This is a genomic window from Pseudanabaena sp. CCNP1317, assembly GCF_034931345.1.
Taxonomy (GTDB): domain Bacteria; phylum Cyanobacteriota; class Cyanobacteriia; order Pseudanabaenales; family Pseudanabaenaceae; genus Pseudanabaena; species Pseudanabaena galeata.
In genome coordinates this window covers 161,007-187,578 of sequence record NZ_JAYGIF010000001.1, presented here as the reverse complement: position 1 = coordinate 187,578, position 26,572 = coordinate 161,007, and the positions used below count along the sequence as shown (strand labels likewise).

General features: G+C 42.0%; 22 protein-coding genes. 14 read left to right on the top strand and 8 right to left on the bottom strand.

Annotation, left to right across the window (positions count from 1 at the left end; all coding sequences use genetic code 11):
- Window positions 1-9: 9 nt before the first annotated feature.
- A complete protein-coding gene (gene dnaX / locus VB775_RS00790; RefSeq protein WP_281009451.1) occupies window positions 10-2,319 on the bottom strand; it encodes a DNA polymerase III subunit gamma/tau in 2,310 nt (769 codons plus the stop codon).
- Between the two features lie 236 nt (window positions 2,320-2,555).
- On the opposite strand from dnaX, the gene clpB reads away from it, so the two are divergent.
- Both clpB and VB775_RS00780 read left to right on the top strand, forming a co-directional pair.
- Window positions 2,556-5,231, top strand: a complete 2,676-nt coding sequence (clpB, locus tag VB775_RS00785; protein WP_281007428.1) for an ATP-dependent chaperone ClpB — start codon at window positions 2,556-2,558, stop codon at window positions 5,229-5,231.
- Window positions 5,232-5,580: 349 nt separating this feature from the next.
- Entirely contained in the window at window positions 5,581-6,477 is an 897-nt protein-coding gene (locus tag VB775_RS00780; RefSeq protein ID WP_281007429.1) for a neutral zinc metallopeptidase, read from the top strand.
- 115 nt (window positions 6,478-6,592) lie between these two features.
- Here the strand turns inward: VB775_RS00780 and VB775_RS00775 are convergent, their stop codons facing one another.
- Window positions 6,593-7,486 (bottom strand): cation diffusion facilitator family transporter, encoded by an 894-nt coding sequence (locus VB775_RS00775; RefSeq protein ID WP_281007430.1) that lies wholly within the window; start codon window positions 7,484-7,486, stop codon window positions 6,593-6,595.
- A gap of 88 nt (window positions 7,487-7,574) precedes the next feature.
- Here VB775_RS00775 and VB775_RS00770 point away from each other — a divergent pair, with 88 nt between their 5' ends.
- The 8 genes from VB775_RS00770 (at window position 7,575) to VB775_RS00735 (ending at window position 18,601) form a co-directional block, all read left to right on the top strand.
- Window positions 7,575-8,987, top strand: a complete 1,413-nt coding sequence (locus VB775_RS00770; protein ID WP_281007431.1) for an efflux RND transporter periplasmic adaptor subunit — start codon at window positions 7,575-7,577, stop codon at window positions 8,985-8,987.
- A 6-nt stretch (window positions 8,988-8,993) separates the two neighbouring features.
- The gene (locus VB775_RS00765) at window positions 8,994-10,268 is read left to right on the top strand and encodes an ABC transporter permease (RefSeq protein WP_281007432.1); all 1,275 of its coding nucleotides are present in this window, start codon (window positions 8,994-8,996) and stop codon (window positions 10,266-10,268) included.
- Window positions 10,269-10,541: 273 nt separating this feature from the next.
- Window positions 10,542-11,228, top strand: a complete 687-nt coding sequence (locus VB775_RS00760; protein ID WP_281007433.1) for an ABC transporter ATP-binding protein — start codon at window positions 10,542-10,544, stop codon at window positions 11,226-11,228.
- A gap of 606 nt (window positions 11,229-11,834) precedes the next feature.
- Window positions 11,835-12,680 carry an AAA family ATPase gene (locus tag VB775_RS00755; protein WP_281007434.1) on the top strand — a complete coding sequence of 282 codons (846 nt, stop codon included), beginning with the start codon at window positions 11,835-11,837 and terminating at the stop codon, window positions 12,678-12,680.
- A gap of 336 nt (window positions 12,681-13,016) precedes the next feature.
- The gene (gene alaS, locus VB775_RS00750; RefSeq protein WP_281007435.1) at window positions 13,017-15,659 is read left to right on the top strand and encodes an alanine--tRNA ligase; all 2,643 of its coding nucleotides are present in this window, start codon (window positions 13,017-13,019) and stop codon (window positions 15,657-15,659) included.
- A gap of 33 nt (window positions 15,660-15,692) precedes the next feature.
- The gene (locus VB775_RS00745; protein ID WP_281007436.1) at window positions 15,693-16,766 is read left to right on the top strand and encodes an AAA family ATPase; all 1,074 of its coding nucleotides are present in this window, start codon (window positions 15,693-15,695) and stop codon (window positions 16,764-16,766) included.
- 6 nt (window positions 16,767-16,772) lie between these two features.
- Window positions 16,773-17,711 (top strand): hypothetical protein, encoded by a 939-nt coding sequence (locus VB775_RS00740; RefSeq protein WP_281007437.1) that lies wholly within the window; start codon window positions 16,773-16,775, stop codon window positions 17,709-17,711.
- Between the two features lie 62 nt (window positions 17,712-17,773).
- The gene (locus VB775_RS00735; RefSeq protein ID WP_281007438.1) at window positions 17,774-18,601 is read left to right on the top strand and encodes an ATP-grasp domain-containing protein; all 828 of its coding nucleotides are present in this window, start codon (window positions 17,774-17,776) and stop codon (window positions 18,599-18,601) included.
- Window positions 18,602-18,647: 46 nt separating this feature from the next.
- Here VB775_RS00735 and VB775_RS00730 read toward each other — a convergent pair whose 3' ends face one another.
- On the bottom strand, window positions 18,648-18,794 hold the full coding sequence (locus VB775_RS00730) for a chlorophyll a/b-binding protein (RefSeq protein WP_126388604.1): 147 nt from the start codon (window positions 18,792-18,794) through the stop codon (window positions 18,648-18,650).
- Window positions 18,795-18,974: 180 nt separating this feature from the next.
- Here VB775_RS00730 and VB775_RS00725 point away from each other — a divergent pair, with 180 nt between their 5' ends.
- A complete protein-coding gene (locus VB775_RS00725) occupies window positions 18,975-19,247 on the top strand; it encodes a hypothetical protein (RefSeq protein WP_281007439.1) in 273 nt (90 codons plus the stop codon).
- Window positions 19,248-19,292: 45 nt separating this feature from the next.
- Here VB775_RS00725 and VB775_RS00720 read toward each other — a convergent pair whose 3' ends face one another.
- From VB775_RS00720 to VB775_RS00710, 3 genes are all read right to left on the bottom strand, one after another.
- On the bottom strand, window positions 19,293-19,724 hold the full coding sequence (locus VB775_RS00720; protein WP_323216609.1) for a photosystem I reaction center subunit II PsaD: 432 nt from the start codon (window positions 19,722-19,724) through the stop codon (window positions 19,293-19,295).
- A 187-nt stretch (window positions 19,725-19,911) separates the two neighbouring features.
- The gene (gene ruvX, locus VB775_RS00715) at window positions 19,912-20,313 is read right to left on the bottom strand and encodes a Holliday junction resolvase RuvX (RefSeq protein WP_281007440.1); all 402 of its coding nucleotides are present in this window, start codon (window positions 20,311-20,313) and stop codon (window positions 19,912-19,914) included.
- A gap of 247 nt (window positions 20,314-20,560) precedes the next feature.
- Window positions 20,561-21,448 carry an alpha/beta hydrolase gene (locus VB775_RS00710; protein ID WP_281007441.1) on the bottom strand — a complete coding sequence of 296 codons (888 nt, stop codon included), beginning with the start codon at window positions 21,446-21,448 and terminating at the stop codon, window positions 20,561-20,563.
- Window positions 21,449-21,612: 164 nt separating this feature from the next.
- Between VB775_RS00710 and VB775_RS00705 the strand changes: the two genes are divergently transcribed.
- Together VB775_RS00705 and VB775_RS00700 are read left to right on the top strand one after the other, a co-directional pair.
- Entirely contained in the window at window positions 21,613-21,837 is a 225-nt protein-coding gene (locus VB775_RS00705; RefSeq protein WP_281007442.1) for a helix-turn-helix domain-containing protein, read from the top strand.
- Between the two features lies 1 nt (window position 21,838).
- Window positions 21,839-22,609: an LlaMI family restriction endonuclease gene (locus VB775_RS00700; RefSeq protein WP_281007443.1), complete on the top strand. Its 771-nt coding sequence runs from the start codon at window positions 21,839-21,841 to the stop codon at window positions 22,607-22,609.
- Here the strand turns inward: VB775_RS00700 and VB775_RS00695 are convergent.
- Both VB775_RS00695 and trpC read right to left on the bottom strand, forming a co-directional pair.
- On the bottom strand, window positions 22,606-23,598 hold the full coding sequence (locus VB775_RS00695) for a DNA cytosine methyltransferase (RefSeq protein ID WP_281007444.1): 993 nt from the start codon (window positions 23,596-23,598) through the stop codon (window positions 22,606-22,608). The two genes, VB775_RS00700 and VB775_RS00695, sit on opposite strands and share 4 nt — an antisense overlap.
- Before the next feature lie 29 nt (window positions 23,599-23,627).
- Window positions 23,628-24,500 carry an indole-3-glycerol phosphate synthase TrpC gene (trpC, locus tag VB775_RS00690; RefSeq protein ID WP_281007445.1) on the bottom strand — a complete coding sequence of 291 codons (873 nt, stop codon included), beginning with the start codon at window positions 24,498-24,500 and terminating at the stop codon, window positions 23,628-23,630.
- A 176-nt stretch (window positions 24,501-24,676) separates the two neighbouring features.
- Here trpC and VB775_RS00685 point away from each other — a divergent pair, with 176 nt between their 5' ends.
- The gene (locus VB775_RS00685; RefSeq protein WP_281007446.1) at window positions 24,677-26,494 is read left to right on the top strand and encodes a hypothetical protein; all 1,818 of its coding nucleotides are present in this window, start codon (window positions 24,677-24,679) and stop codon (window positions 26,492-26,494) included.
- Window positions 26,495-26,572: the final 78 nt, after the last annotated feature.

Here is a 26,572-nt window from a genome sequence, read left to right as displayed (position 1 = left end):
GCGCCACATTTACTGCTCACTAGGTTCTTCATCCAGATCAACAATCTGTCCATTAAACAGATCGGCTAGGTTTTTAATCACTCGATCATCTTCCGTCATCCCAACATAACCTTTCGGTTGAGGTGTTTGAGGATGATTTTGATTAGACCGAGCCTTTTCTGGTGGCTCCGTTAATGGAGTCGCAATTGGCTGCTGATTAGGTATGGGCGGCGGACTTGGATTTTGATTAGTTATGGGTGGCGGCGCGATCGCAGGACTAACGGGAAGCGGTGCAGTAACTTGAACTTGCTCCGCTTGCGGCGGCGTAGTCACAAAGGTAAACATCACTTTAATCGGACGCTGCAAATACTTAGCAAAAACTTCTTCTAGTTCTGGTCGCTTTTGAACCACAATATTCTTGGTAGTTTCATCACGCTTGCCGCCCAAACCAATTTTGACACTATTACTCTCAAGCGTCAGAATATGAGCCTGTATCTGGATAAAAACCGATTTTGTGGGTGTGGGCAACATTGATAAAATGTTTTGCCACATCTGATCTAGATCGTATCCAACCGCAGCAAAGTTATCAAGGTCATCGATTCCTGATGAGATCGGAGTTTCGACAGCAGGAATGGGTGTCGAAATATGCGCTGGTTCCGATCCCTTGGCGATAGGAATTTGTGTTGTTTCTGGTTTAGATGTTACGGGAACTTGAGAAACAGGCTGATTTTTTGGTGGTTGGGGCGTAAATTGGGGAGTTGCGGGGATATTGCGTGATGGCACAAATGGTTGAGATTGGGATGGAAGCGGAGCCTGTGACTGGGCGATCGCTCCCTGTGCTGATGGGAGTAAACCCATGAGTGTAACTTCTAGCCATAGGCGCGGCTGTGTGGAGTTACGGATTTGTAGCTCAGCCGATCGCAAATGTTGTTGACCTAGCAAAATATTGGGAATTGGTAAACTCTGCGCTAGGTGAATCAGTCTTTCCCAACCAGAACTAGTCATGGCGACAAGATCACTGCGATCGCTAGCGGTTTTGGCAATCAATAAATCACGATACACATTTGCCAAATTTTGCAACACGATCAGAGGTTCTCGTCCGCGATCCATAATGCGCCGCACATAATCAATTAATTGTGTGGAATGATCGGCAGCGATCGCTTCAATCAAAGATAGTAAATCCTGTTCTGGAACAGAACCCACCAAATCCCACACCGCCTCAACCGTAATCTCTCCATCTAATAAACTCAATTGATCGAGCAAAGATTCAGCATCACGTAGTCCTCCCTGTGCAATTTGAGCAACCAAAGTCAGTGCTTCAGTATGAATATTAATGTTCTCATTTGCCGCAATTTTTCCTAGGTGCTTGACCATCGCATCAAGGGGGATCCGCCGAAAGTCAAAACGCTGACAACGGGAAATAATTGTCGGTAATACGCGCTGGGGATCAGTAGTTGCGAGAATAAATGTAACGCGATCGGGGGGTTCTTCTAGGGTTTTGAGTAAAGCGTTAAATGCTGCTGTACTTAACATGTGGCAGTTATGAACTAACAGACCATTAGCGACAAAGTTATGATTATCTTCTACTTCAATGTCATAAACTGGCTCATCACCAACGACTGTCACAGATTCTACCTGCTCCAAACTTGTATTCCAATTCTCCGCAGGCACAGGCACAGGGGACAATATGTTCATCCCAACTTTGATATTGCTTGCTGGTGTCCATCCTGATTCTGTTCTGATTAAATGATTACCTGTACATTGAATCGATCGCTGATTAGTTTTAATAATCAATGTGGGCTTCACACCACGATCTAACCAGCGTAAAACTTTTTTATATTCCCATTGAGCATAGCTTTCGTTATAGCTTAAAACCTGTTTACCTAACAAATCTTGATCGTCAATACGCATTAAACCTGTATCAGTCTGCACAAGCGTATCGCCAGTCAAGCATTCATCAATAATGTAAACCTTAAATCTTGCCTTAACTGGTGCAAACTGAGCACGTTCGATTAACTCGCGAATATTATCAACGCCTGTATTACTTGCCGCGTCAATTTCGGTAATATCGAGAGCGTTACCATTGGCGATGCTATGGCATAACTCACACTTGCCGCAGGGATGAGGAGTAGGGCTATCAGAGCTTAGGCAATTGAGCGACTTTGCCATGATCCGCGCACTTGATGTTTTGCCTGTACCTCTAGCACCTGTAAATAGATATGCAGGTGCGATGCGCTTAGTATTTAAGGCATTGCTAAGAGTATGCGCGATCGCCTCTTGACCAACTAAGTCGTCAAAGATCTGCGGTCGATATTTGTGGTGTAGTGGCTCATAGCCCATAGGAACACGATGATGCTCAAGCACTGCTGGTCAAATATATCATTCACCAGTATAGCGATGAAAAACCTGTAAAGTTGCGCCCCTGCGGGCGCAACTTTACGGGTTTTCGTACTTTATTTTGCATTAGTTTTGCATTAGTACTTATAGCGGTTTTCACTAACTTAGCGGACTAGCATTGTAAACTTATCTTAACTACCCTTAGTAATTACACCTGAATCCTGCTGTAACCAAAGCCAATGCAACCAACCGATCCGAAAAAATTTACTGAAAAAGCATGGGAAGCGATCGTCAAATCGCAAGAGGTCGCGAGACGCGCTCAACATCAGCAACTAGAAGTCGAGCATTTGCTAATGGCGCTATTGGAGCAGGAAGAAGGCTTGACTACAAATATACTTACGGCGATGTCCGTCCCCATGGCAAGGGCGCGACGACAGGTCGAAGAATTTTTGCGAAGACAACCCCGCGTGGCAAGTCCAGAACAATTGTATTTGGGGCGCAACTTAGAAGTATGGCTCGATCGCACCGAAGAGCATCGCAAGGTTTTTGGTGATGACTTTATCGCCGTTGAGCATATGCTGTTGGGATTAGCCGATGACGATCGCCTTGGTAAGCGGCTATATCGCGATTTAAGTATCGATCGCAAAAAATTAGAAGAAACGATTAAATCACTGCGGGGTAGCCAGACTATTACCGATCAAAATCCTGAAGCGAAATATGCAGCTTTAGAAAAATATGGTCGCGATCTTACGGAACAAGCAAAGCAAGGCAAACTTGATCCTGTGATTGGTCGTGATGATGAGATTCGGCGCGTCATGCAAGTACTGTCACGACGCACCAAAAATAATCCTGTGTTAATTGGTGAGCCGGGGGTCGGTAAAACAGCGATCGCTGAGGGATTAGCGCAAAGAATTATTCGTGGTGATGTACCAGAATCCCTCAAAGACCGCACGATTATTAGTCTAGATATGGGATCGCTGATAGCAGGGGCAAAATATCGGGGTGAATTTGAGGATCGATTGAAGGCAGTTCTTAAGGAAGTTCTTAATTCCGATGGCAAGATTGTGCTGTTTATTGATGAATTGCATACGGTAGTTGGTGCTGGAGCAACGCAGCAGGGCGCTATGGATGCAGGGAATATTCTCAAGCCAATGCTAGCGCGGGGTGAATTGCGCTGCATCGGCGCAACTACTCTCGATGAATATCGCCAATATATTGAGAAAGATGCGGCTCTAGAACGACGTTTTCAGCAAGTTGTCGTCGATCAACCTACTGTGGAAGATACGATCTCGATTTTGCGCGGACTAAAGGAACGCTACGAAGTGCATCATGGCGTAACTATTTCTGATTCGGCACTAGTGGCGGCAGCGACTCTTTCTAATCGTTACATTACCGATCGCTTCTTACCAGATAAGGCGATCGATCTGGTTGATGAATCCGCAGCAAAATTAAAAATGGAGGTTGATTCTCGACCATTAGAACTAGATGAAATTGATCGCCGCCTGATGCAATTGGAAATGGAAAGATTATCCTTGCAAAAAGAAGGAGGCTTTCCCCCTGTTGAACGGACGGAAGCCGAAGGTAAAGTCGTCTATAAAACTAAGAGCAGTAAGGCTGTCCAAGATCGTCTCGATCGCCTTGACAAAGAAATGGACGAATTACGCGATCGCCAAATTAGCCTCGATGATCGCTGGCAACAGGAAAAAGATACCATTGACAATCTGCGATCGCTCAAAGAACAAATCGATCAAACTAAGTTACTAATTGAGCAATCTGAACGTGAATTCAATCTCAATCGTGCTGCCGAATTGAAATATGGCAAGTTGACAGAACTAGAGAAAAATCTTGATGAGGCCGAACTAGAGCTAAATCGAGCTAGAGTAGATGGTTCAATTCTCTTCCGTGAACAAGTCACAGAGGATGATATTGCCGAAATTGTGGCGCGATGGACAGGTATTCCCCTCAAAAAGTTACTCTTATCAGAACGTCAAAAATTATTGACCCTAGAGAAACATCTCCACGATCGCGTCATTGGTCAAGATGAAGCCGTAATTTCTGTGTCCTCAGCAATCCGTCGCGCTCGTGCAGGGATGAATGATCCTAACCGTCCCATTGGTTCATTCCTGTTTCTAGGTCCTACAGGAGTTGGCAAAACTGAACTGGCGCGAACCCTTGCCGAATTTCTATTTGATTCTGATGCTTCGATGGTACGGATCGACATGTCGGAATATATGGAGAAACACTCGGTTTCCCGCTTAATCGGTGCGCCCCCTGGTTATGTGGGCTATGAAGAAGGCGGACAGTTTTCCGAAGCAGTACGTCGTCATCCTTACTCAGTAGTACTTTTTGATGAAGTCGAGAAAGCGCATCCTGATGTATTTAATATTCTTTTGCAAGTTCTTGATGATGGAAGGATTACCGACAGCCAAGGGCGCTTAGTTGATTGCAAGAATACGGTGATCATCATGACCAGTAATATCGGTAGCGATCGCATTCTCGAAGTGTCGAAAGATTTACCCAGCGATCTGGATGGGGATGCTCGCTATGACCAAATGCGCGATAAGGTGCTGGAGGTACTTCGCAATCATTTCCGTCCTGAGTTTCTCAATCGCATTGATGAAACAGTGATCTTCCATGCATTACGTCGCAATGAAATTCGGTCAATTGCGGAGTTACAAATTAAACGTATTGAAAATAGGCTGAGCGATCGCAAGATTTCCTTAAAACTGAGTGAGGAAGCCAAAGACTATATTGCTGCTGTTGGTTATGATCCTTCCTACGGTGCGCGTCCTTTAAAACGCGCCATTCAAAGGGAAATCGAAAACCCGATCGCCAACAAAATTCTGGAAGGAACTTTTGCAGAAGGTCATCAAATTTCCATCACTGTAGAAGATGAGGCATTAGTTTTTAGTTAGTGTCTCTCAATCACCTCAAAATGTCTCGCTCAATCCCCAACCAAGAAAACATTTAAAAGCATTGCTTTGCAATGCTTTCATCTCGATTCACGAAAGTGTTGTCACACTTTTATGAATCGAAATTATGGTATGTAGAGATTTTAAAAAATTATTTAGCTTTATAGCGTTTATCATTCTAGTGAAGCACGGGTTTGTTTTCCCGTCTTGGGTGAAGAAGTGCCTCGCTTGGTTGAAAAACGCTTGTGGCGCATGTTGTGCGTGCGCCACAGTTGTTAACTCTGGGGTTTAATTGTCCAACTACTTACTAAATATTCACAACAATGAAATCACATAGGGCAGGATTGACTATATGAAATGGGATGAAATGCGTGAGAGTGATAACGTAGAAGACCAGCGTGATGGATCGGACGAGTCAACGGAACCAACTAATCTAAGCTCATCGTCAGTGGGCATGTTGGGTGGCTTAGGTGCTGGTGGTATTGCGATCGCTGTTATCCTTGGTCTAATTTTCAAAATTGATCCCACCCAGCTTTTGAATTTAATTGGTGGCAATAATAAAACTGCACCCGCACCACAGGCTTTAGTCAAAACACCAACCAAAGACCGAGACTCAGCTTTTGTAAAATCTGTTCTTGGTGATACCGAAGACACATGGGAGCGGATCTTTAAACAACAACTCAAAACTAACTATCAAGCTCCAAAACTAGTTCTTTTTGATGGTTCTGTTAAGTCAGCCTGTGGATCAGCCAAAACTTCATCTGGCCCATTTTATTGTCCTGCTGACAAAAAGGTATACCTAGATATGGGTTTCTTTAAGTATCTAGAAGCTACGGCTGGAAATGATGCTGACTTTGCGCGAGCCTATGCGATCGCCCATGAAGTTGGTCATCACATTCAGAATTTGCGTGGCATATCAGGCAAGGTAAGGCAGTTAAAAGCGAGTTCCAGTAAGGCTAAAGCCAATGAACTATCGGTAAGAATAGAATTGCAGGCTGATTGCCTTGCAGGGGTTTGGGGGCATTTTACGGCTCAACGGGGCTTAATCTCCGATCAGGACATCACCAAAGCTCTGAACACAGCGACGCAAATAGGCGACGACTATTTGCAAAAGCAGTCTAAGCGTGGGCATGTAACTCCCGAATCCTTTACCCATGGTACTTCTGAGCAAAGAGTAACTTGGTTTAAGCGTGGTTTAAGTACTGGCAATATCGATCAATGCGATACCTTTGCGACGAGTAAGCTATAACAAAGAAGAAGCAAAGCTTCTCCTTTGTTATGGACAAATCAAAACCCAAAATAAAAGTGGCGGCGCGAAGCGCCGCCACTTTTATTTTGGGTTTTATTAAGCAAAACTTACGTTGCTATAAATCCTGATCTGTCCATGATTTGGGATCTTCTAAGGGTTCCAAATGGGTGAATACATTTACATGGGGTAAAGCTTTGCTAATGGCAGTTTCAACCTCTTCACATAAGTCATGCCCCTGTTGTATTGACCAATTACCTGACACCAGAATGTGAAAAGATACAAACTTTTTTGTACCTGCCATTCTGGTGCGGATGGCATGAAACTGGACTTGATGGCGATCATAATGGGACAAAATTTTATCAATCATTTGTCTCTCTTCGAGAGGAATAGAGGCATCTAAAAGCGCTGAGCCACTTTCCTGTATCAGCTTTACGCCAGTCCAGACAATATTTGCCGCAACTAATAAAGCAATCAAGGGATCAAGAATTAACCAGCCCGTGACAGAAACTAATAATAATCCAAGGATTACGCCCACAGAAGTCCAGACATCGGTTAGCAAGTGGTGAGCATCAGCCCGCAAAGTAATTGAGCGTAGTCGCTTGCCTGCTTGGAGTAAGATTAGAGCCGTTATGCCATTGATGGCTGAAGCGACTACTGACAGGACTAGACCAAAACTAAGCTGTTCGAGAGGTTGCGGATTTAATAATCTGGGAATGGCGGCGATCGCAATACTTACAGCCGCCACTAAAATCAATGCGCCTTCAAATCCACTGGAGAAATATTCGGCTTTAGAATGTCCAAATGTATGTTCTTCATCGGGTGGCTTCGCAGCATAGGTTAACGCCCATACTGCGCCGATCGCGGCGACGAGATTAACTCCCGACTCAAGGGAATCCGATAAAAATCCCACGGAATTAGTCAACAGATAAGCGCCTAATTTCAAAGCGATCGTCAAAAGTGCCGCTCCGATTGAGAGAAACCCATAATAACGAGCCGATTTATTTTGCATATCGCCGTTTATTGAAAATTAGGTAAGGTCAAGTGAACGTTTGATCGAGTATAAGTGTCTAAAGCCATTAAGCATTGACTTAACTCTTATGCAAACAGAGAAACAACTGAAACCGCAGGAAATGGATTTAACCGAAGGGCAAGATGTAGATGAGCTAGAACAGCCAAAAAAAAAGTTCCTAGGTCGTTGGGGATGGCGGATAGCCATCATCTTGATCCTGATTGCGGTTGGCGGTGGTGGTTACTATGCCTATACCCAACTGACAGCACCTGCGAATAATCGAGAAACGCGCCGACGCGATCGCACGGTTGCCATTAAGCGAGAAACCTTACCAATTATCGTCACTGCTAACGGTACAATTCAGCCTGAAAAGTCGATTAATGTCAGCCCTAAAAGCTCAGGGCGGCTCAAGAGTTTACTAGTTAAGGAAGGCGAGAATGTACGCACAGGGCAAATCCTTGCCTATATGGATGAGTCCAATACCTTAGGGCAAATCACCCAAGCGGATGGAAGTCTGGCGGCGGCTCAGGCAAGTCTCGATCTATTAAGGGCAGGAAATCGCGCTCAAGATATTGCTCAAGCTCAAGCTAACTTAACTAACGCCCAAGCGACCCTCGAACAATCAGAAATCGTCTATCGCCAAAATCAACAGCTTTATCGGGAAGGGGCGATCGCCTCGCGAGATCTGGATGCTTCCAGAACCACGATGGAAGCCAATCGCGCTAGGGTAACACAGGCGCGAGAAGCATTATCTTTGCAGCAATCAGGTTCGCGTCCTGAAGAAATCGATCGCGCACAGGCGCAAGTTGTAGCCGCCGCAGGATCTTTGCAAAGTGTGCAGTCTCAGTTAGAAGACACAATAATTCGCGCTCCCTTTGATGGTGTAGTAGTCCGTAAGTATGCTGACCCTGGAGCTTTTGTAACGCCAACAACATCAGGAAGCGCGGTGAGTTCAGCAACGGCTTCTTCGATTCTTGCCCTTGCTAGCAATAATCAAGTTGTGGCGAATGTGGCTGAAGCCGATATTTCTCAGATTGCGATCGGTCAACAGGTGACGCTGCAAGTTGATGCCTATCCAACGAAAAAGTTTCGCGGTCGAGTGGTGTCGATTTCTCCACAGGCGATCGTTACTCAGAATGTCACCAGCTTTGAAGTGAAAGCCGAAATTACTTCTGAAGACAAGCAAATGTTGCGATCGGGAATGAATGCCAGTTTAGAATTTAAAGCTGGTGAATTGAAGAATGTGCTAGTTGTCCCCACCGTAGCGATCGTTCGAGAAAAGGGACTTACAGGCGTATATGTCAAGACAGAGCAGAGTGAAACTGCTGTGTTTACAGCTATTGAAACTGGACTCACCGTTGACGACAAAACCGAGGTGAAATCAGGATTAACAGGTAATGAGAGAATTTTTGTTTCTTTCCCTGAAGGTTCTGCGCGTCCACGAACTGAGCCTAGAGGAGTTCCAGGGCTATCGCCTTCACCACAAAGAAGTCGGGGTTAAGCAAATATGCAAAATTCAAAGCCATTAGCAAAACCACGCATTCAAGTTGCTAAGGTTCCCTTTGCCGAAATTCTGTCCATGGCGGCGGAGTCTCTCTGGAATAACCGACTGCGAACTGCCCTAACTATGTTGGGAGTAGTGATTGGAATTGCAGCCGTAATTGCGATTACATCGATTGGTCAAGGTATTCAAAAGTCAACGGAAAATCAGTTACAAGCCCTTGGCACAAATTCGATTAATGTCCTCACAGGTTCTGCGCGGACAGGTGGCATTAGTCAGGGTGGTGGTAGTGCTTCCACTTTGACGCTCGAAGATGCTCAAGCTGTGGCAAAAGCCCCTGCGGTGAAGTTAGTATCGGCATATTTGCAGCGGACTCGACAGGTTTCCTATGGCAATAAAAACACCTTGACAACGGTAATCGGTACGGATGTCAACTATTCTCCGATTCGCAATACTTTTCCCACTGAAGGGAGATATTTTGATCAAGAAGATATTGATAATGCTCGATCAGTAGTGGTGCTTGGCTCGAAGGTGAAATCGGATCTATTTGGTAATGCCAATGCGATCGGTGGGCGAATTCGGATTCAAGCGGAGCAGTACCAAGTTATTGGGGTAATGGAGTCGAAAGGTGCTTCAGGTGGCTTTGATCAGGACGATCGCGTATTGATTCCGCTTAAAAATATGTCCGCGCGACAGGTGGGTAACAATGCCTTGCAGGGGATCTCAGTGAGTGGATTTTGGGTGCAAGCCTTTGATGAATCAGAAATTGATGCTGCACAATTCCAATTAACAAATCTTTTGCGCCTACGACACAAGATTTATCCACCTCAACCCGATGACTTTCGGATTGTGAACCAGACCGATATCGTCAGTGCTTTCACAAATATTGTTGGTTTGCTGACGCTTATGGTCGGCGCGATCGCAGCCATATCTCTGATCGTTGGCGGCATCGGCATTGCGAATATTATGCTAGTTTCGGTAGTGGAACGTACTCGCGAAATTGGTGTCAGGAAAGCATTAGGGGCAACGCGATCGGCTATTCTGAGTCAGTTTCTCACTGAGGCAATTCTGGTGTCGGGGCTGGGTGGTGTCGTGGGGATTGGGTTGGGAGTAGCGATCGCCTATACTTCAGCAACAGTTTTCCAATTTCCCTTTCTGGTATCGATCTGGGCGGTTGTCGCAGGTTTTGGTTTATCGATGGTGGTGGGTTTAGTGGCGGGAGTGATTCCTGCAAGGAGTGCCGCTAGGTTAGATCCTATTCAAGCGCTTAGAAGTGATTAAGAAACCATTTAAGAATTGTCTAGATCCCCACTCAATCCCCCTTAAGAAGCTACCGTGTACACACAAGTCTCTCTGTCTACGTTTGAAGGTTTAGATCCCCCCCAGCCCCCCTTAAAAAGGGGGGAGAATTTTCTTCTTCCCCCTTTTTAAGGGGGATTGAGGGGGATCTCTTAGAACTTTTGACCGCAGAAAGTAATTCTTAAATGGTTTCTAAGATAAAAACCTCTTCGAGGTTCTTAATCTTGGGTTTGACAATACAACTTAAGGAAATCTATGATTCGTTTAAATAATATTCGTAAAGCTTATCGCCTTGCTGAAGTTGATGTGCCAATTCTCAAAGGGATTGATTTAGAGATTGAGTCGGGCGAATATGCGGCGATTATGGGCATGTCAGGTTCGGGCAAATCAACGCTGATGAATATTATTGGCTGCCTCGATCGCCCCACGTCAGGGAAATACTATCTCGAAGATCGCGAATTAACGACCTATAACGATGATGAACTGGCTTTCATTCGCAATCGTCGGATTGGGTTTGTATTTCAGCAGTTTAATTTGCTATCACGCTCAACAGCGATCGAGAACGTAATGCTGCCGATGATTTATTCCAATATCCCCAAAGAAAAACGTCATCGCCTCGCCTCTGAAGCCTTAACCAAAGTCGGACTTAGCGATCGCATGTCCAATCGTCCTAATCAACTATCAGGTGGACAACAGCAACGGGTAGCGATCGCCCGTGCTTTAGCTAATCGTCCTGCGTTAATTCTGGCGGATGAACCGACGGGAGCGCTAGATTCGCAAACATCCCATGAGGTAATGGAACTATTAGGGGAGTTAAATTCACAGGGAATTACGATTGTGCTAGTTACCCATGAGCATGATGTTGCGGAGAGAACTCGTCGGATTATTCGGATTCAAGATGGTTTGATCGTTAAAACCGAACAGGTGGCGGCTCTCAATTAAACTTCTGTCTCTTACAACAATTGCCGATCAAGCGAGCCACAAGAAAAATCTTGAAAGCGTTGCTTCACAACACTTTCAAGATTTTTCTTAATTTGGGTTTAAGCGCAAAGCGCTATAGCGAGCGCTATGTTATACCAATTCACGAAAGTAGGACAACACTGATGATTTTTGTCAAAGTTTTGAAAGATAAGTACCTGTGCAGAATAAATTACCCAAACCCGTAAAGTTGCGCCCCTGCGGGCGCAACTTTACGGGTTTGGGTTTGTAATTAATTATGCCCATCTACTTACTGGGACAGAGCAACCAATGTTGCCATTAATGCTCGAAGAAAGAAAAGGTCGGTCAAGAATGAGACTGAGTGAATACTGTCAAAAATTTTGTGTAAACTGAAGCTGAATCCATCGATTTTAGGTCTATATTGCTGGATTTGTTGATGAGTAGTGTAAAGTGATCGCGCGATCGCTAATATATCAAGTAGCTCACCATAATTAAAACCTAAAAACAGAAGCTGTCCCGCCCGCATAGCGGGCGGGACAGCTTTCTGGGTTTTTAGTGTACTTATGCCTAGCTACTTAGAACGATGCAAACAAAAACTGACGGGAATATATGTTGACAGTTTATTTCACAATTGGTTTACCTGCTTCTGGTAAATCCACATGGGCTAAAGCAAAAGTCGATAAATCCCCCAATGCAATTAAGCGGGTAAATAAAGACGAACTTCGTGCCATGCTTGATAATTCTTACCATTCCAAAGGCAATGAAAAATTTGTTTTAAATATGCAAGATCTGATAACTAAATCAGCGCTAGAGGAAGGGAAGCATGTGATCGTCGATAATACACATCTTGCACCCAAACATGAAGCACGGATTAGAGAACTAATTAAGGGCTTAGCAGTTCTAGAAATAGTAGACTTTCGGCATGTGCCTCTAGAGACTTGTATCGAGAGAGACTTGAAGCGGTTTAACTCGGTCGGCGAGAAAGTAATTCGCGATATGTACAACCAGTTTATCGCGCCACCGAGGAATCCAAAACCTGCTCATAATCCAGACTTGCCCGAGGCAATTATCTGCGATTTAGATGGAACAATTGCTTTGATTGGCGATCGCAGTCCCTATGATGGCGCTAGCTGTGAGAAAGATTTAGTAAATGAGCCAGTACGCTCCATTTTGCAGACATCAGGGAAAGCGATCGTCTTTGTTTCTGGAAGGGAGGACAAATACAAGCCTCAAACCTTGGCATGGCTGGAGAAGCATGGGATCAAATTTGAGAGTCTCTATATGCGAAAGTCTGGTGATATGCGAAAAGACAGCATTGTCAAGAAGGAAATTTATGATCAATTTATTCTTGATAAATACAATGTTGCCTTTGTGCTGGACGATCGCGATCAAGTAGTTAGAGTCTGGCGAGATCTGGGTTTAACCTGCTTGCAAGTTGATTACGGTGATTTCTAGATTTGATAGCTTCCAAAGTAAGAGTGGCGGCGCGAAGCGCCGCCACTCTTACTTTGGGTTTTGATTTTTCTTGTATGGCTATAGCAATAATCACCAAAGTTTTGGGCAAAGCTGTCCTAATCGTTATAATACAATTAGGAAATTATTAAAATTTGTAAGAATTTATATAGGTTTGCCCAACATATAAGTACCTTGGCATAACTAAAAACCAGAGCTAAAATGTGGCGCACGCTGAGCGTGTGACACATTTTAGGGTTTGCCCACGTACTTATCATGTTGCAAACCTGCTAAATTTCCCTGAACATTTATCTGCTGTCTGCATTAATCTAAACTTTTATGGCTAGCCTTCCCTCTCTTACTGGTGCTGAAATTCGTGCAAAGTTTCTCAATTTTTTTGAGGAACGTGGTCATAAGGTATTGCCTAGCGCCTCACTCGTACCTGCCGATCCCACAGTACTATTGACGATCGCGGGAATGCTACCATTTAAGCCAATTTTTTTAGGACAGCAAGAGCCTGAAGTTCCTCGTGCCACCACATCCCAAAAATGTATCCGCACCAATGATATTGAAAACGTGGGTAGAACAGCACGTCACCATACCTTTTTTGAGATGTTGGGGAATTTCAGCTTTGGTGATTATTTTAAAAAAGAAGCGATCGCTTGGGGATGGGAATTAGTAACCAAAGTATTTCAACTACCGCCCGATCGCCTAGTGGTCAGTGTTTATCACACTGATGAGGATGCTTTTGCGATTTGGCGTGATGCGATCGGCATTCCTGCCCATCGGATTCAGCGCATGGGTGATGATAACTTCTGGGCTTCGGGAGCGACGGGACCTTGCGGACCTTGCTCAGAAATCTATTATGACTTTCACCCTGAATTGGGTGATGAAGCGATTGATTTGGAAGATGATTCAAGGTTCTTAGAGATTTACAACCTTGTGTTCATGGAATTAAATCGTGATGCCGATGGTAATCTGACTCCATTAAAGAAACAGAACATTGACACAGGCTTGGGCTTAGAACGGATGGCGCAAGTTTTGCAAGGTGTTCCCAATAATTACGAAACGGATTTAATCTTCCCAATTATCAAAAAAGCTGCGGATATTGCAGGGATTGATTATCACAAGAGCGATGAGAAAGTGAAGACTTCGCTCAAGGTGATTGGTGATCATGTGCGTTCGGTTGTGCATATGATTGCTGATGGCATTAATGCCTCAAACGTCGGACGTGGCTATATTATGCGTCGTCTCTTACGTCGGGTAGTGCGTCACGGTCGCTTGATTGGCATCTCAGGCACATTTGCGTCTGAAGTTGCCGAAGTAGCGATCGCCCTTTCCGAATCGGTCTATACCAACACTCGCGAAAGAGAACAAGTGATCAAAGATGAAATCAAAATTGAGGAAGTCCGCTTTTTACAAACCCTAGAGCGTGGTGAGAAGTTACTCGAAGAGATTCTCGCAAAGCCTGAAGTCAAATCTAGTAAGACGATTTCAGGTGTAGATGCTTTCACTCTCTATGACACCTATGGCTTCCCACTGGAACTAACTCAAGAGATTGCTGAAGAGGTCGGCTTTACCGTTGATGCCGATGGTTTTGAGATAGAAATGAAGAAGCAACAGGAGCGATCGCAGGCAGCCCACGAAGATATTGACCTAATGGCAAAGGACAACTGGGCAAATATCGCTAAGGAAATTGGCAAGACTGAATTTCTTGGCTATGCAGAACTTAGTAGTCCCGCAACGGTCAAAGCAATTCTTGTGAATGGTGAACTCGTAAAAACAGCGATCGCTGGCAATAAAGTCCAAATCGTTTTAGACCGTACACCGTTCTATGCTGAGTCAGGTGGACAGGTTGGCGATACGGGTTATCTAGCTATTGGTGAGGCGATCGCCAAAATCAGTGATGTTCAAAAACAAGCAGATCTGTTTATTCATATTGGACAAATCGAGCGTGGCGAAATTGCTGTCGGCGATAGTGTTAATGCTCAAATTGCAGTATCCGAGCGTCGTCGCATTCAATCACACCATACTGCTACCCACCTCTTGCAAGCAGCACTAAAGAAAATCGTTGATCCTAACGTCTCTCAAGCTGGTTCTTTAGTCGATAGCGATCGCCTCCGTTTTGACTTTAACCTCAATCGGGCAGTTACTGCGGAAGAAATCCAGCAAATCGAACTCCAAATCAATAACTGGATTGCTGAAGCCCATGACTCTGTAATTGAAGTATTACCCATCGCCCAAGCCAAAGCTAAAGGTGCGATCGCGATGTTCGGTGAAAAATATGGCGCTGAAGTCCGCGTTATGGATATTCCTAACGTATCCATGGAACTCTGCGGCGGTACGCACGTTAAAAACACTAGCGAAATCGGCGTATTCAAAATCATTGCCGAGGCTGGTGTTGCTTCTGGTGTGCGCCGCATCGAAGCGATCGCAGGTCAAGCCGTCCTCGAATATTTAACTGTGCGCGACAATATCACCAAAGATTTAAGCGATCGCTTTAAGATTAAGCCCGAAGAAATTAGCGATCGGATTACAGGGCTGCAAAACGAGTTAAAAAACTCTCAAAAAGAAATCGAATCTCTCAAGCAGCAACTAGCTCTAGTCAAAGCTGATAGCCTCCTCTCTGAAGCAGAACCTGTTGGCGCATTTAAAATTCTCATTGCTCAACTTCCAGACATTGAAGCAGAAGCCCTCAAAGCGGCTGCCGAAAAACTATCAGCGAAGTTAGGACATAGTGCCGTAGTACTTGGCTCCTTTAGCGAAGATGGCAAAGTCACACTGGTCGCTTCTTTCAGCAAAGAAGTAATTGCTAAGGGGCTACAAGCTGGCAAATTTATCGGTGCGATCGCCAAAATCTGCGGTGGCGGCGGCGGCGGTCGTCCGAATCTTGCTCAAGCAGGTGGAAAGGATGCCAGTAAGTTACCCGAAGCTCTAGAGGCTGCGGAAGCTCAGTTAAGACAAGCTCTTGGTAATTCTTAACAATATCTCTTAGGTCAAGATAGAAGTCTAACCATGAAACTACACTCGTTAGAAATTGAAAATTTTCGAGCCATTAAACATCTTGAATTAGATTTTACTGACGAATTATCAAAACCAAGATTAATGACTTTAATCGTTGGTCCTAATGGTTCTGGTAAAACTTCTATATTTGACGCTATTGATATCGTTGTCAAAACCTTTGAAGATCCACAAAATCCAAATCCTCAACTAAGAGATGGATTGATTTTTTCTCCTCAGCAAATTGTAAGAGGAAAAGGGTTTGTAGCGAATATAGGCTTTGAATATTCAATAAATAAGGATGAAGCAGAAGTAATTAAAAAAATTTATGCTGATCTTGGTATTTCTGCTTTTTTAGAACAGGGAAAAAATTTCCCAGTACAGGATAGTCTGAATCTCACTTGGTTTTTTCCTCCATCACAAATCATGGAGCAATTTAAGACTTTTGATTGTGATGAACCAACTAATTTACATAATATTTTAGGCGCAAGAGGAAAAGCTCGAAAGTCTATTGAGAGAAAGCTAGAATCTGAGAGCATTTTTGATAAAGTTGGTAGTATTTGTTATTTAGATCAAAGGCGCACAGTAAAGCTAGAACATAGTATTTTCAACAATAGAAATCATGAAGAATTAGAACATAATGGGGTTCTTTCGCTGCTATATAAGTACTATTCTAGGCATATCACATGGAATGAAGAAAAATTTGGTGAATCATATTGGACTAGAATAAAGCGATTATTTAATAAGATTTGTTATCCAGCAGAACTAGTTCGTTTTGAATCTGGACCTGATTTAGATACACTTATTTTGAGAAAAAATCAACTTGAATATGATCTATACCAAATGAGTTCTGGTGAGCATCAAATTTTGCGAATCTTAGTAGGTTTAACTTCGGCAATCGCAAAAAATTCAATTGTGTTAATTGACGAAATCGAACTTAATCTGCATCCTACTTGGCAAAAAAGACTAATTAAAGCACTGAGAGAAGACACAGACAATAATCAATATATTTTTACTACTCATTCGCCTGATGTGATTGGTCTTTTCTATGACTCAGAAATTATTCATCTTGGGAAATTGTCAGAGTAGTTAATAATGAATATTAAAGACGACACTCTATATATCCTAGTTGAAGGAGAACCAAATAGTCCTGAAGTTGAATCATTTGGTCGGCTTTTATCATCAGATATTAGTACAGTAAATTATGAATTTATTGAAATTGGTGGTAGTAGCAATTTTAATACAGTCGCAAAGCTAATATATAACAAAGTAAAAAACAGAGAAAATTCTATTCATAAAGTAATTCCTGTATTAGCGATCGCAGATCGTGATTTTCGTAAATCGTCAGACGATAATATCGCAGACAATCTTTTGATTGAAAGAAACAAAGCAAAAATCATCTATTGGGAACGCCATGAATGGGAAAACTTTTTACTTGATGAGCTAGATGTAATCACATCTTTCTTGAACCAACTACCAGATAAATCATTAAACAATAAGCCTACAAAGCAAGCCATAACTCCGATAACAGAAGAATTTATCAATGATTTTTTATTACAGTATTTTCAAAATCAGGTTCAAAAAGAATTTATAGAATGTATTAGATTTAGATTTCTACATTCAGACAAGTTATATCCTAAATTAGAAGCGCCCAATAACATTACAGGTATAGATGATTTACGGAAATGGTATATATCGCAAATAGATGAACAATCTCAACGATCTAAAAATAAAATAGCAAGTTGCGCTGCTATTTTTGATCAAGTTTTGGAAGAATATAATTGGAGAACTTGGATTGAAGATCCACAGTCTTTACGACTAGAGGATTGCAAACAATATTTTCGTGGAAAGGAAGCCTTTAAAAACCTCCTAAACCACTTGTCAAATGAATTCAAAATCCATCATCTTCATGAAAACAGATTAAAAGAGCGTATTCTCAGAGATTTAGAAAATAGTAAAGAATCGATTCTAGTTTCTCAGATTAATAAACTACTATCCCCTTACTTAGGAAAAGCTAGGGAGATTTTAGAATGACAAATAATTATTCTATTCAATTCCTAATGTCTACACATAGCTATTTATAGGATTAGAGAACTATGCTAACAAACATTAAAATGCTGATTGAAGCTTGCAAAAATTCATCCATCTCCTATGAGATTTTGCATCCTAATCAAAACTTAGTCAAAGTCATAATTAGCGATCGCGACTATTACTTTACTAACTATTCAACGCCATTAACACCTCAATCAGTTGCTGAAATTTTTAAAGATAAGCAGTATTTTTATCAAGTCTTCCAAGATGTCGTAAAGATGCCGCGAACTCAATCTTTCATTTCTCCCTACTGCGATGAAAAATATAAAGAGTACTTACAGTTTTTTCCCATAGATGAAATTGTTGCCGAAATCGAGAAAAAATTTGAACTGCCTATTATTCTCAAAAGAAATCGGGGATCGGGAGGAAGCAATGTTTTTAGATGTCACGATCCGCAGCAAATGCAAAAGGCTCTAGAGCATATATTTAATTTCAATTCTAAAAGCTACGACTATATTGCTCTTGCCCAAGAGTCTATCAATATTGTCAAAGAGTATCGCTGCGTATGTCTCAATGGCGAGCAAGTGATTTTGTATGACAAAGACTTTTCGCAAGCAAAATTTACAGGCAATCTGAGTCCTTTACATTGGGAAGGGGCGATCGCTAAACAAGTAAGCGATTCTCAAGTTATTCAGGCGATCGATGCATTCATTAAACCAATTTTTCAGAAAATGGCGATCGCCTATGTTGGTTTAGATGTTGCTTTGGATGATCAGGGGAGTTACTGGTTAATCGAAGCGAACTCTCATCCGAACTTTGATATTTTTATTCGTGATAATGGTGAAGATGCGATTATCAAGCTGTTTCAGAAAATTTTGGATTATTTAGCATAAAAGAAGGGGTCGGTGCTTAGCACCGACCCCTTCTTTTAACTAAAAACTATAGCAAGCCGATTTGAGAAAGAATACCTTGACCAGTGAGCAACTCTGTCGCTAAACCGATAACGAAGCCAAGCATTGCAAGACGACCGTTCCAAGTTTCAGCGAAGTTGTTAAAACCAAATTTAGGCTCTGTAGTGTCAGACATTGCAATTATCTCCTATGTGTTTTTGATTTCTAGACTTTAAAAATCTTTGCTTGAATTAATAATACTTTATATTTCTTAACAAGCTATACCACCAAAGATAGATTCGATAAAGCTATCAGAGTTATTACGAAAGCAAATGGGGAACAAGGGGCTTAAGCCCCTTGTTTAACAATCTACAAGATGAGTGGCGGCGCTTTGCGCCGCCACTCATCTTTTCGGTTTAAGAATGAGTGGTGCGGTGCTTCGCGCCGCACCACTCATTCTTGTGGGAGAAAGGACGCGATCGCGACAGCCTTTGGACTACTGAGAGACTCGCGCCAGCGAGTATCGACAAAACAAAAGCTGCCGAAATTATGCGATCGCGACAGCCTTTGGCCTACTTTGAGACTCGCGCCAGCGAGTATCGACAAAACAAAAGCTGCCGAAATCATGCGATCGCGACAGCTTTTGTAAAAAATAAAAATAAATGAGAGCGATAGTAATAGCCAAAGCTATTAATTAGACATCGTAAGTAGCCTTACCTGTAAACTTGACGCTTATAGGATTAGGATTATCACCAATCTTGCGGCTGACGCTATTAGCGGCAACACGACCAGCATTCACCTTCTCAGGGAATACACCATCACTAGGATGTAGATATACTTGGTCGCCATTAGGAAATTCGCGCCAAATTTTGTAATTGGTGATCTTAAATTTACGCAACTGTGTACCCAAAGCAAGAGCTTGCTCTTTCTTTGCTAAGTAAAGCAAGTTGTCGCCACTGACCATAGTTGCAGCGCCGCCTGTAGGCATTTCAAATACTTGCTCTTTGGGGCTATTCCAAGAGATCAGGTACTTTTCCTCAGTAAAGGCTGCGTTGAGTAGGCCACCAGTGCTACCGCCCCAAATTGGGGTTTTGCCTGAAGGCTTTGCCATTGTTTCTTCTGACATTGAGATGTTCTCCCAAATTGCGTATACGCTTTTGATATCAAGTGCAAAGATATCATTTCTACATACCCCTGCTTCAAGCTTACTTAACGTTACTTTACGAAGCTTGACAAAACTTTTAGAGAAAAATCCAAATAATTTTTAATAAGACTGGCAAAGCCAGTCTTATTAAAAATTATTTGGGTTTGAGTCATGAACTAATTAGACGACTAAGATACCGCTCAATCAGGATGGCGGCAACAATGTCATCAATGGGGCGATCAGGCGATCTCATTCCGAGGGGGACTAACTTCATTAAGCCTTTAGCTGGATAAATTTGCCAAAACCTTTGACGCGCCTCTTCGCTACTAAAACGCTCATCTACGGTGATAATTCGTAAATCAGGGAATGTGGATTGTAGTTCAGCTTTCCACTGCTTAGAGGCGGTTTGATCGCCCATGATCATTAGGGAAATGGGATAGCTATCTAACAAGTTACCGACTTTAGCGATCGCTTCGGCACTTGGGATGACTGCCTGAAAATGCAGCTTACGATCTAAGCCCATCACAGCGACACCACATTTTTGTTTTCCTGGATCGAAACCTAGCAGCACAGATAGATCTTCCTAAGTTGATAATTCGTAACTCTTATAGCTGTCGCCATTCTTGTTAGGGCATAAAAGCCAAATAGTGTGAGACGGCGCGAAGCGCCGTCTCACACTATTTGGGTTTTAATTCATAAAAGTGTAATTGCACTTTTATGAATTAAAACCCAAACCTAGTAAGGATTTTCAAGTTAAGAAATGGCATAGCCATTTCTTAACTTGGGATAATTCGTAATTGTTGGTTCGCTGTTCACGATTATATACTTTTGATAAATTCGTTAAGCCCATTACGATAGGTTTCGAGGGAATCCAGAAAGCCGCCATTATGATCGCCACGTAGTTTAACTAGTTTTTTAGGCTGATTGGCTACTTGGAAGTTGCGATCGCCATGATGAAAAGGAATGATCTCATCATCAATGCTATGAATCACTAAAACGGGGATTTTAATGCTGGGCAAACGGTCAATGGAGTTGTAGGAAAATCGCGACAGAAATCGAATTGGCATAAATGGATAAAGCTCAGCCGCGCGATCGCTAATTGAGGTAAATGTTGAGGCAAGCACCAAACCACCTGCATTATTGTTGCCATTGGGTTGTGAGATTTTCTGGGCTAAGTAAGAGGCGATCGCGCCCCCCAGAGATTCACCATAAATAATAATTTTTTGCGGGGGAATTTGTCTTTCTTGAGTCAGATATTGCCATGCAGCTTCAACATCTGCATAAGTTCCTTCTTCGGTAGGAGTCCCTCCACTTTTGCCATAGCCACGGTAATCAAACAGGAAAGTTGCCAGCCCTAATTCTCTAAAAATCGGTAAATAACTGATGCGGTTACTAATATTGCCACCGTTGCCATGACAAAATAAAATCACTCCTTTGCCAACTAAGTCATTATCTTTAGCTGGTACAAACCAGCTATCTAAATTAACATTATCTCTAGTTGTAATTTGAATGTTTTCAAACTTTATTCTCAGCATTTCAGGTGTTTCTATGACATCTTTACTAGGCATAAAAACCAAGTTTGATTGCCCAATGTACAACACGATCGCTAAGCCGATATAAGCAAAGGCAAGAATGCGAATAACTGGCAGTAAAAACTTCTGAAATATTGTAATAATTTTAGCTTCTAGAAGCTTTCTTCGTAACATCCTAAATCGCTCCGTACCAATCAAAAATTTGTCCGTACAACTTAATTATTTGTTCTCCTTACATCAATTTTTAAGTTGATTATGGTGGCAAGAACATGATTTAACCATGAAAATGAGACGGATTGTCCGTTGTCGTTTTGTCTGCATTACTTTAGCTTTGAGCTATGGATGATGACTCAAAGTTAACACTAAAACTTCTGGCAGAGCAGATTAAAAAAAAGCGGAAAACGCTTGGATTGTCTCAAGAAAAATTGGCTGAAAAATGTGGGTTTGACAGAACTTATATCAGTCTACTAGAAAGAGCCGAGCGAAATCTCTCCTACTTAAATTTGAAGAAGCTCAGTGATGGCTTGGGTATTAGTCTATCCGAACTATTAGATGAGCTATAAAATGGATCAAGGTAAACAGGAAATCATCAGACGTTTTAATAATAATGTGAGGGGTAAAAAACCTGATACATCTATTGGCAATCAAAACCATGATGGTAGATCAGGACATTGGCTTGAGCGTCAGATGGGAATTGAGGTTAACAACAGAACTGAAGCAGATTTATTTGGTTATGAAATGAAAAATCAAACTACTTCTGGGAAAACAACTTTTGGTGATTGGTCAGCAGATTACTACATTTTCAAAGATTCTAGATATTTTAATTCTAGAGTTAATGGGATAAATAGAGATCGGTTTATGCAGATATTTGGGACATACAAACCAGACAAGGGACGTTATTCTTGGTCTGGTGAAGTTATTCCTAAAATAAATAGCTTTAATCGATATGGGCAAAAGTTAATAGTTGATAACGACAAAAATATTTTTGCAGTTTATAGTTACGATCAAGATTTAAGAGCAGATAAATCAATTGTTATCGAATCTAATATGCAAACAAATGATTTGATTTTAGCGCAATGGAGAAATGATTCTATGAAGAAAAGAGTTGAGTCAAAATTTAATAATAAAGGTTGGTTCAAGTGTCTTCAAAATAATTTAGGAATTTATAATGCCATTCAATTTGGAAAACCAATTACTTTTGAAGATTGGATAACACTTGTTAAAAAAGGAACTATTTTTTTCGATAGTGGTATGTATCAAGGCAATAATAGACCTTACTCTCAATGGCGTGCTTTCAATGACTTTTGGAATAGCCTTATAATAGAGACTTACTAATCTGATTCTAAGCAATTTAGTATGCTAATTGCTAAATGTTCAATAACAGGAACAGCTACACTATTCCCAAATTGTTTATATGCCTGTACATCACTAACAATAATTTTAAATTCATCAGGAAATCCTTGAAGTCTCCCAGCTTCTCTAGGTGTTAGTTTTCGTGGATTTTCATTTTTTTGTTCAATTAAGATTTCAGAACCATCTTTGTAATATCTAGCACTAATTGTACTGGTATAAGATGATTCATCATTAAACAAAGAATATCCAAATCCATTACCTTTTGCTTGATGTTCAGCTTTTCTTCTTTGATGTCCTTCCCATAATTTATCAGAAATAGTATATTTACTATCAACTTTAGTTTCCAAAATATTGCCTAATTTGACATCTTTACTACCTCCAATAGGAAATGTAAAATCAATATCTTGATTGAGAAAACCAATAATATAAATCCTTTCTCTGTTTTGAGGCACACCAAAATCTTTTGCATTTAAGACTTCAGCAAACACCTTATATCCAAACTCATTGAGAGTCTTTTTAACAACAGCAAATGTATTTCCTTGGTCATGGTTTTTAAACCCTTTGACGTTTTCAAGAAAAACAACTTTTGGATGATGAAACTCTACAATTTTTGCAATATCAAAAAATAAAGTACCTCTTATATCATCAAACCCTTTCTTCAGTCCTGCGTGGGAAAAAGGTTGACAAGGAAAACCAGCTAATAAAAAATCAAATGCTGGGATGTCTTGAGGATCAACTTTAGTAATATCACCATGAGGGATATCACCAAAGTTATTTTCGTAAGTTATTCGAGCGTATTTATCAATTTCAGAAGCAAAAACAAATTCTATTTGATTCTCAAATACTTGCTGAAAACCTAACCTTATGCCACCTATGCCTGCGAACAAGTCTATTGCTCTGTATGAGGTTTGCAAAGGTATTGTAAGTTGTTTGAACAAATTAAATTGCTCATGCTTTGTTAATTGCTTCATTGTTTTTACCGTCTGGATATATAAAATATTTAAGATTGTTTTAGCAAGTTATTAACAGCCTCTTCAATATTTTCTTGCTTAATTAAAGATTCACCTACCAATACAGCACTTGCACCACAACTTTGAACAAAATCTAAATCTTGACGAGTATAAATACCAGATTCACTGACCCAGAGATACTTATTTCTAGTTTCTGGATCTAGTCTATCCATCAAAACTTTGGTCTGCTCAAGCTCGACCACAAAGTTTTCTAGATTGCGGTTGTTAATTCCGATTAAGCGCACATCAGGAATTTGTAAAACCCGATCTAATTCCGCTTGCGTATGCACTTCAACTAGAGCCGCCATCCCTAATTGGTGAATCAATGCTTGCAATTCGGTTAACTCGGCATCAGTGAGAATTGCAGCTATTAATAGGACGGCATCCGCGCCATGCGATCGCCCCCAATAGATTTGATAGGGGTCAATAATAAATTCTTTGCAAAGTAAAGGTAAATCAACGACTTGGCGGACTAATTGCAGATTCTGGAATCCACCTTGAAAAAATTCTGAGTCTGTTAATACTGAGAGACAACTTGCGCCACCAATTTCGTAGGCTCTAGCGATCGCTTGAGGATCAAAATCTTCACGAAAGACACCTTTGCTAGGAGAGGCTTTTTTAACTTCAGCAATCAATGCTGGTTTGGTGCGTGAATTTTCTAATCTGCCATAAAAATCTCGCGGGGGCTGAACATTCGCAACTTGAGATTTCACAACATCTAGGGATGCATTGACATACATCTGGGCAACCTCACGCTCTTTCTGCCAGACAATTTTTTCTAGGATATTTTGAGGCGCATCAGTGAGCGCGGAGATCGCATAGCCTTTGTTTCTAGCGGTTTCAGATTGGCGACGTACTTGCATTGATGAAAACAATTTTGAGCGTGAAAAGTATAACTTTTAGCATAAAGCAATTTATCAAAAAGCCGCCTAAGGTTACGCTTTAGCAAATTGCTTTATAAATTATGAGGTTTCTTTACAAGCAAAGCGCTCATTTTTCGGTATATTTGCCTGTGTAATCTGAGTTGAGCATAGTTTTTATGAGCGCGATCGCAAACTCTAACCAACCCGAAGACAAGCCAAAGACTTCGCGAGTTTCATCTTATTGGCGAAATATCCCTTGGAAAAAGTTATCCAGTTTGCTGATGGCGATCGCCCTGTGCTTTTACCTCACAGCTTGCGGAGGTGATAATAAATCAGTTAGTAAAGCCCCGACTAAAACAGTAGCTCCTAACATCAATATCACCGAAGTTTCGCCACCTACTGAAATTCAACGCCTCGGACGCCTGCTTGAGCGCTATACACCACAGGTCAGCATCGTTAGCCCCAAACCTGATGAAGAGCTAAACGATACCCAAGTGTCAGTCAAATTTGATGTAAAAGATTTACCGATTTTCAAAAATGCTGATTTTGGCTTGGGTCCCCATATCCATGTGACTTTGGATAACCAAGAATACAAAGCAGTTTACGATCTCAATCAAACCGCAACATTTGATCATCTCAGCGCAGGAACCCATACAATTCGCGCCTTTGCTTCCCGTCCTTGGCATGAAAGCTTCAAAAATCAGGGGGCATATGCCCAGACTACTTTCCATGTCTTGACCAAGACAGGTGAAAATACGCCAGAACCCAAAACCCCTTTGCTTACCTACAGTCGTCCTGTGGGAACCTATGGGGCTGAGCCGATCATGCTTGATTTTTATCTGCAAAATGCACCTTTACATTTGCTTGGCAAAGAGGAGGAAGCGATCGATGACTGGCAAGTTCGCGCCACCATTGACGGAAAAAGTTTTACCTTTGATCGCTGGGAGCCAATCTATCTCAAAGGTTTTAAAACAGGACAAAACTGGGTAAAACTGGAATTACTAGAGCCAGATGGCGATGCGATCGCCAATGTGTTTAATAGCACTGCTCATTTGATTAACTATCAACCCAATGGTACTGATACCCTAGCGCGTCTAGTCAGTGGCGAAAAGATTGCAAATATTGAGGCGATCGTCAATCCCGACTATGTGCCACCTGCCCCTGAAGTAACACCTGCACCTGTCGAGTCGGCAAGTCCAGAACCTGCCGCTATTACTCCTACAGAAAAGCCCGCAGAGACACCTAAAGCTATAGCTCCTAGCCCTGCATCCGCAATCAAGGAAGAGATTAAGCCTTCAGTAGTACCTGTGATTCCTGTTGCACCAGTTCCTGTAGTTCCAGTTCCTGTTGCACCAATCAAAACAACTCCCGAAGCGATCGCCCCTATTGCACCAAAATCAGCACCAATTACTGAACCCATTAAGAGCAAATCTACCCCTGTTGTAGAACCAGTCAAGGTTGCACCAGTTACTGCTCCAGTGATCACTAAGGTTGTCCCCGTTAAGGTTGCACCAGTTGCTGAACCTGCCAAAGTTACACCGCTCAAAGTCAAAGCTGCTCCTGTTCCTGTAGTGGTAGAACCCGCGAAGCCAGTAACACCAACAGTCAAGGTGAAAACCGCACCTGTTGTCGTGCCAACCAAGGCGATCGCGCCTAAAGTAGTAGCTCCTCCAGTGAATTCTAAGGAGTCCGCGAAAAATACAATTCAGGTAGTTCCAAAATCCGAGCCAGTCAAGGATGTCTTACCTGAAAAGGAGCCTAAGGTATTCAAGCCAACTGCTGCTCCCAATGATGTGTTCAAAAATTTCAGCAACTTTGATCCACGTAATTTTTTCCCAGCCAAAACTGAAGAGACAAAGCCCGAATCTAGTTCTCCTGACACCAAGGAAACCTCAGAAGTTAAACCTCAGGCTAAGTCAACAGACAAATCTCCAGTATTAACGGATTTGTCAACAACCACATCAACACCAGTTAAAGTGTTAACTAAAAAATAAATTATAAGCTGTCGCCATTCTTGGTAGGACATAAAACCCAAATAGAGTGAGGCGGCGCTTCGCGCCGCCTCACTCTAT

What these genes read in the sequence shown, in the direction of transcription:
- dnaX (WP_281009451.1), bottom strand. Translation starts at nt 2,319, where the DNA reads ATGGGCTATGAGCCACTACACCACAAATATCGACCGCAGATCTTTGAC.
- clpB (WP_281007428.1), top strand. Translation starts at nt 2,556, where the DNA reads ATGCAACCAACCGATCCGAAAAAATTTACTGAAAAAGCATGGGAAGCG.
- VB775_RS00780 (WP_281007429.1), top strand. Translation starts at nt 5,581, where the DNA reads ATGAAATGGGATGAAATGCGTGAGAGTGATAACGTAGAAGACCAGCGT.
- VB775_RS00775 (WP_281007430.1), bottom strand. Translation starts at nt 7,486, where the DNA reads ATGCAAAATAAATCGGCTCGTTATTATGGGTTTCTCTCAATCGGAGCG.
- VB775_RS00770 (WP_281007431.1), top strand. Translation starts at nt 7,575, where the DNA reads ATGCAAACAGAGAAACAACTGAAACCGCAGGAAATGGATTTAACCGAA.
- VB775_RS00765 (WP_281007432.1), top strand. Translation starts at nt 8,994, where the DNA reads ATGCAAAATTCAAAGCCATTAGCAAAACCACGCATTCAAGTTGCTAAG.
- VB775_RS00760 (WP_281007433.1), top strand. Translation starts at nt 10,542, where the DNA reads ATGATTCGTTTAAATAATATTCGTAAAGCTTATCGCCTTGCTGAAGTT.
- VB775_RS00755 (WP_281007434.1), top strand. Translation starts at nt 11,835, where the DNA reads ATGTTGACAGTTTATTTCACAATTGGTTTACCTGCTTCTGGTAAATCC.
- alaS (WP_281007435.1), top strand. Translation starts at nt 13,017, where the DNA reads ATGGCTAGCCTTCCCTCTCTTACTGGTGCTGAAATTCGTGCAAAGTTT.
- VB775_RS00745 (WP_281007436.1), top strand. Translation starts at nt 15,693, where the DNA reads ATGAAACTACACTCGTTAGAAATTGAAAATTTTCGAGCCATTAAACAT.
- VB775_RS00740 (WP_281007437.1), top strand. Translation starts at nt 16,773, where the DNA reads ATGAATATTAAAGACGACACTCTATATATCCTAGTTGAAGGAGAACCA.
- VB775_RS00735 (WP_281007438.1), top strand. Translation starts at nt 17,774, where the DNA reads ATGCTAACAAACATTAAAATGCTGATTGAAGCTTGCAAAAATTCATCC.
- VB775_RS00730 (WP_126388604.1), bottom strand. Translation starts at nt 18,794, where the DNA reads ATGTCTGACACTACAGAGCCTAAATTTGGTTTTAACAACTTCGCTGAA.
- VB775_RS00725 (WP_281007439.1), top strand. Translation starts at nt 18,975, where the DNA reads ATGAGTGGCGGCGCTTTGCGCCGCCACTCATCTTTTCGGTTTAAGAAT.
- VB775_RS00720 (WP_323216609.1), bottom strand. Translation starts at nt 19,724, where the DNA reads ATGTCAGAAGAAACAATGGCAAAGCCTTCAGGCAAAACCCCAATTTGG.
- VB775_RS00710 (WP_281007441.1), bottom strand. Translation starts at nt 21,448, where the DNA reads ATGTTACGAAGAAAGCTTCTAGAAGCTAAAATTATTACAATATTTCAG.
- VB775_RS00705 (WP_281007442.1), top strand. Translation starts at nt 21,613, where the DNA reads ATGGATGATGACTCAAAGTTAACACTAAAACTTCTGGCAGAGCAGATT.
- VB775_RS00700 (WP_281007443.1), top strand. Translation starts at nt 21,839, where the DNA reads ATGGATCAAGGTAAACAGGAAATCATCAGACGTTTTAATAATAATGTG.
- VB775_RS00695 (WP_281007444.1), bottom strand. Translation starts at nt 23,598, where the DNA reads ATGAAGCAATTAACAAAGCATGAGCAATTTAATTTGTTCAAACAACTT.
- trpC (WP_281007445.1), bottom strand. Translation starts at nt 24,500, where the DNA reads ATGCAAGTACGTCGCCAATCTGAAACCGCTAGAAACAAAGGCTATGCG.
- VB775_RS00685 (WP_281007446.1), top strand. Translation starts at nt 24,677, where the DNA reads ATGAGCGCGATCGCAAACTCTAACCAACCCGAAGACAAGCCAAAGACT.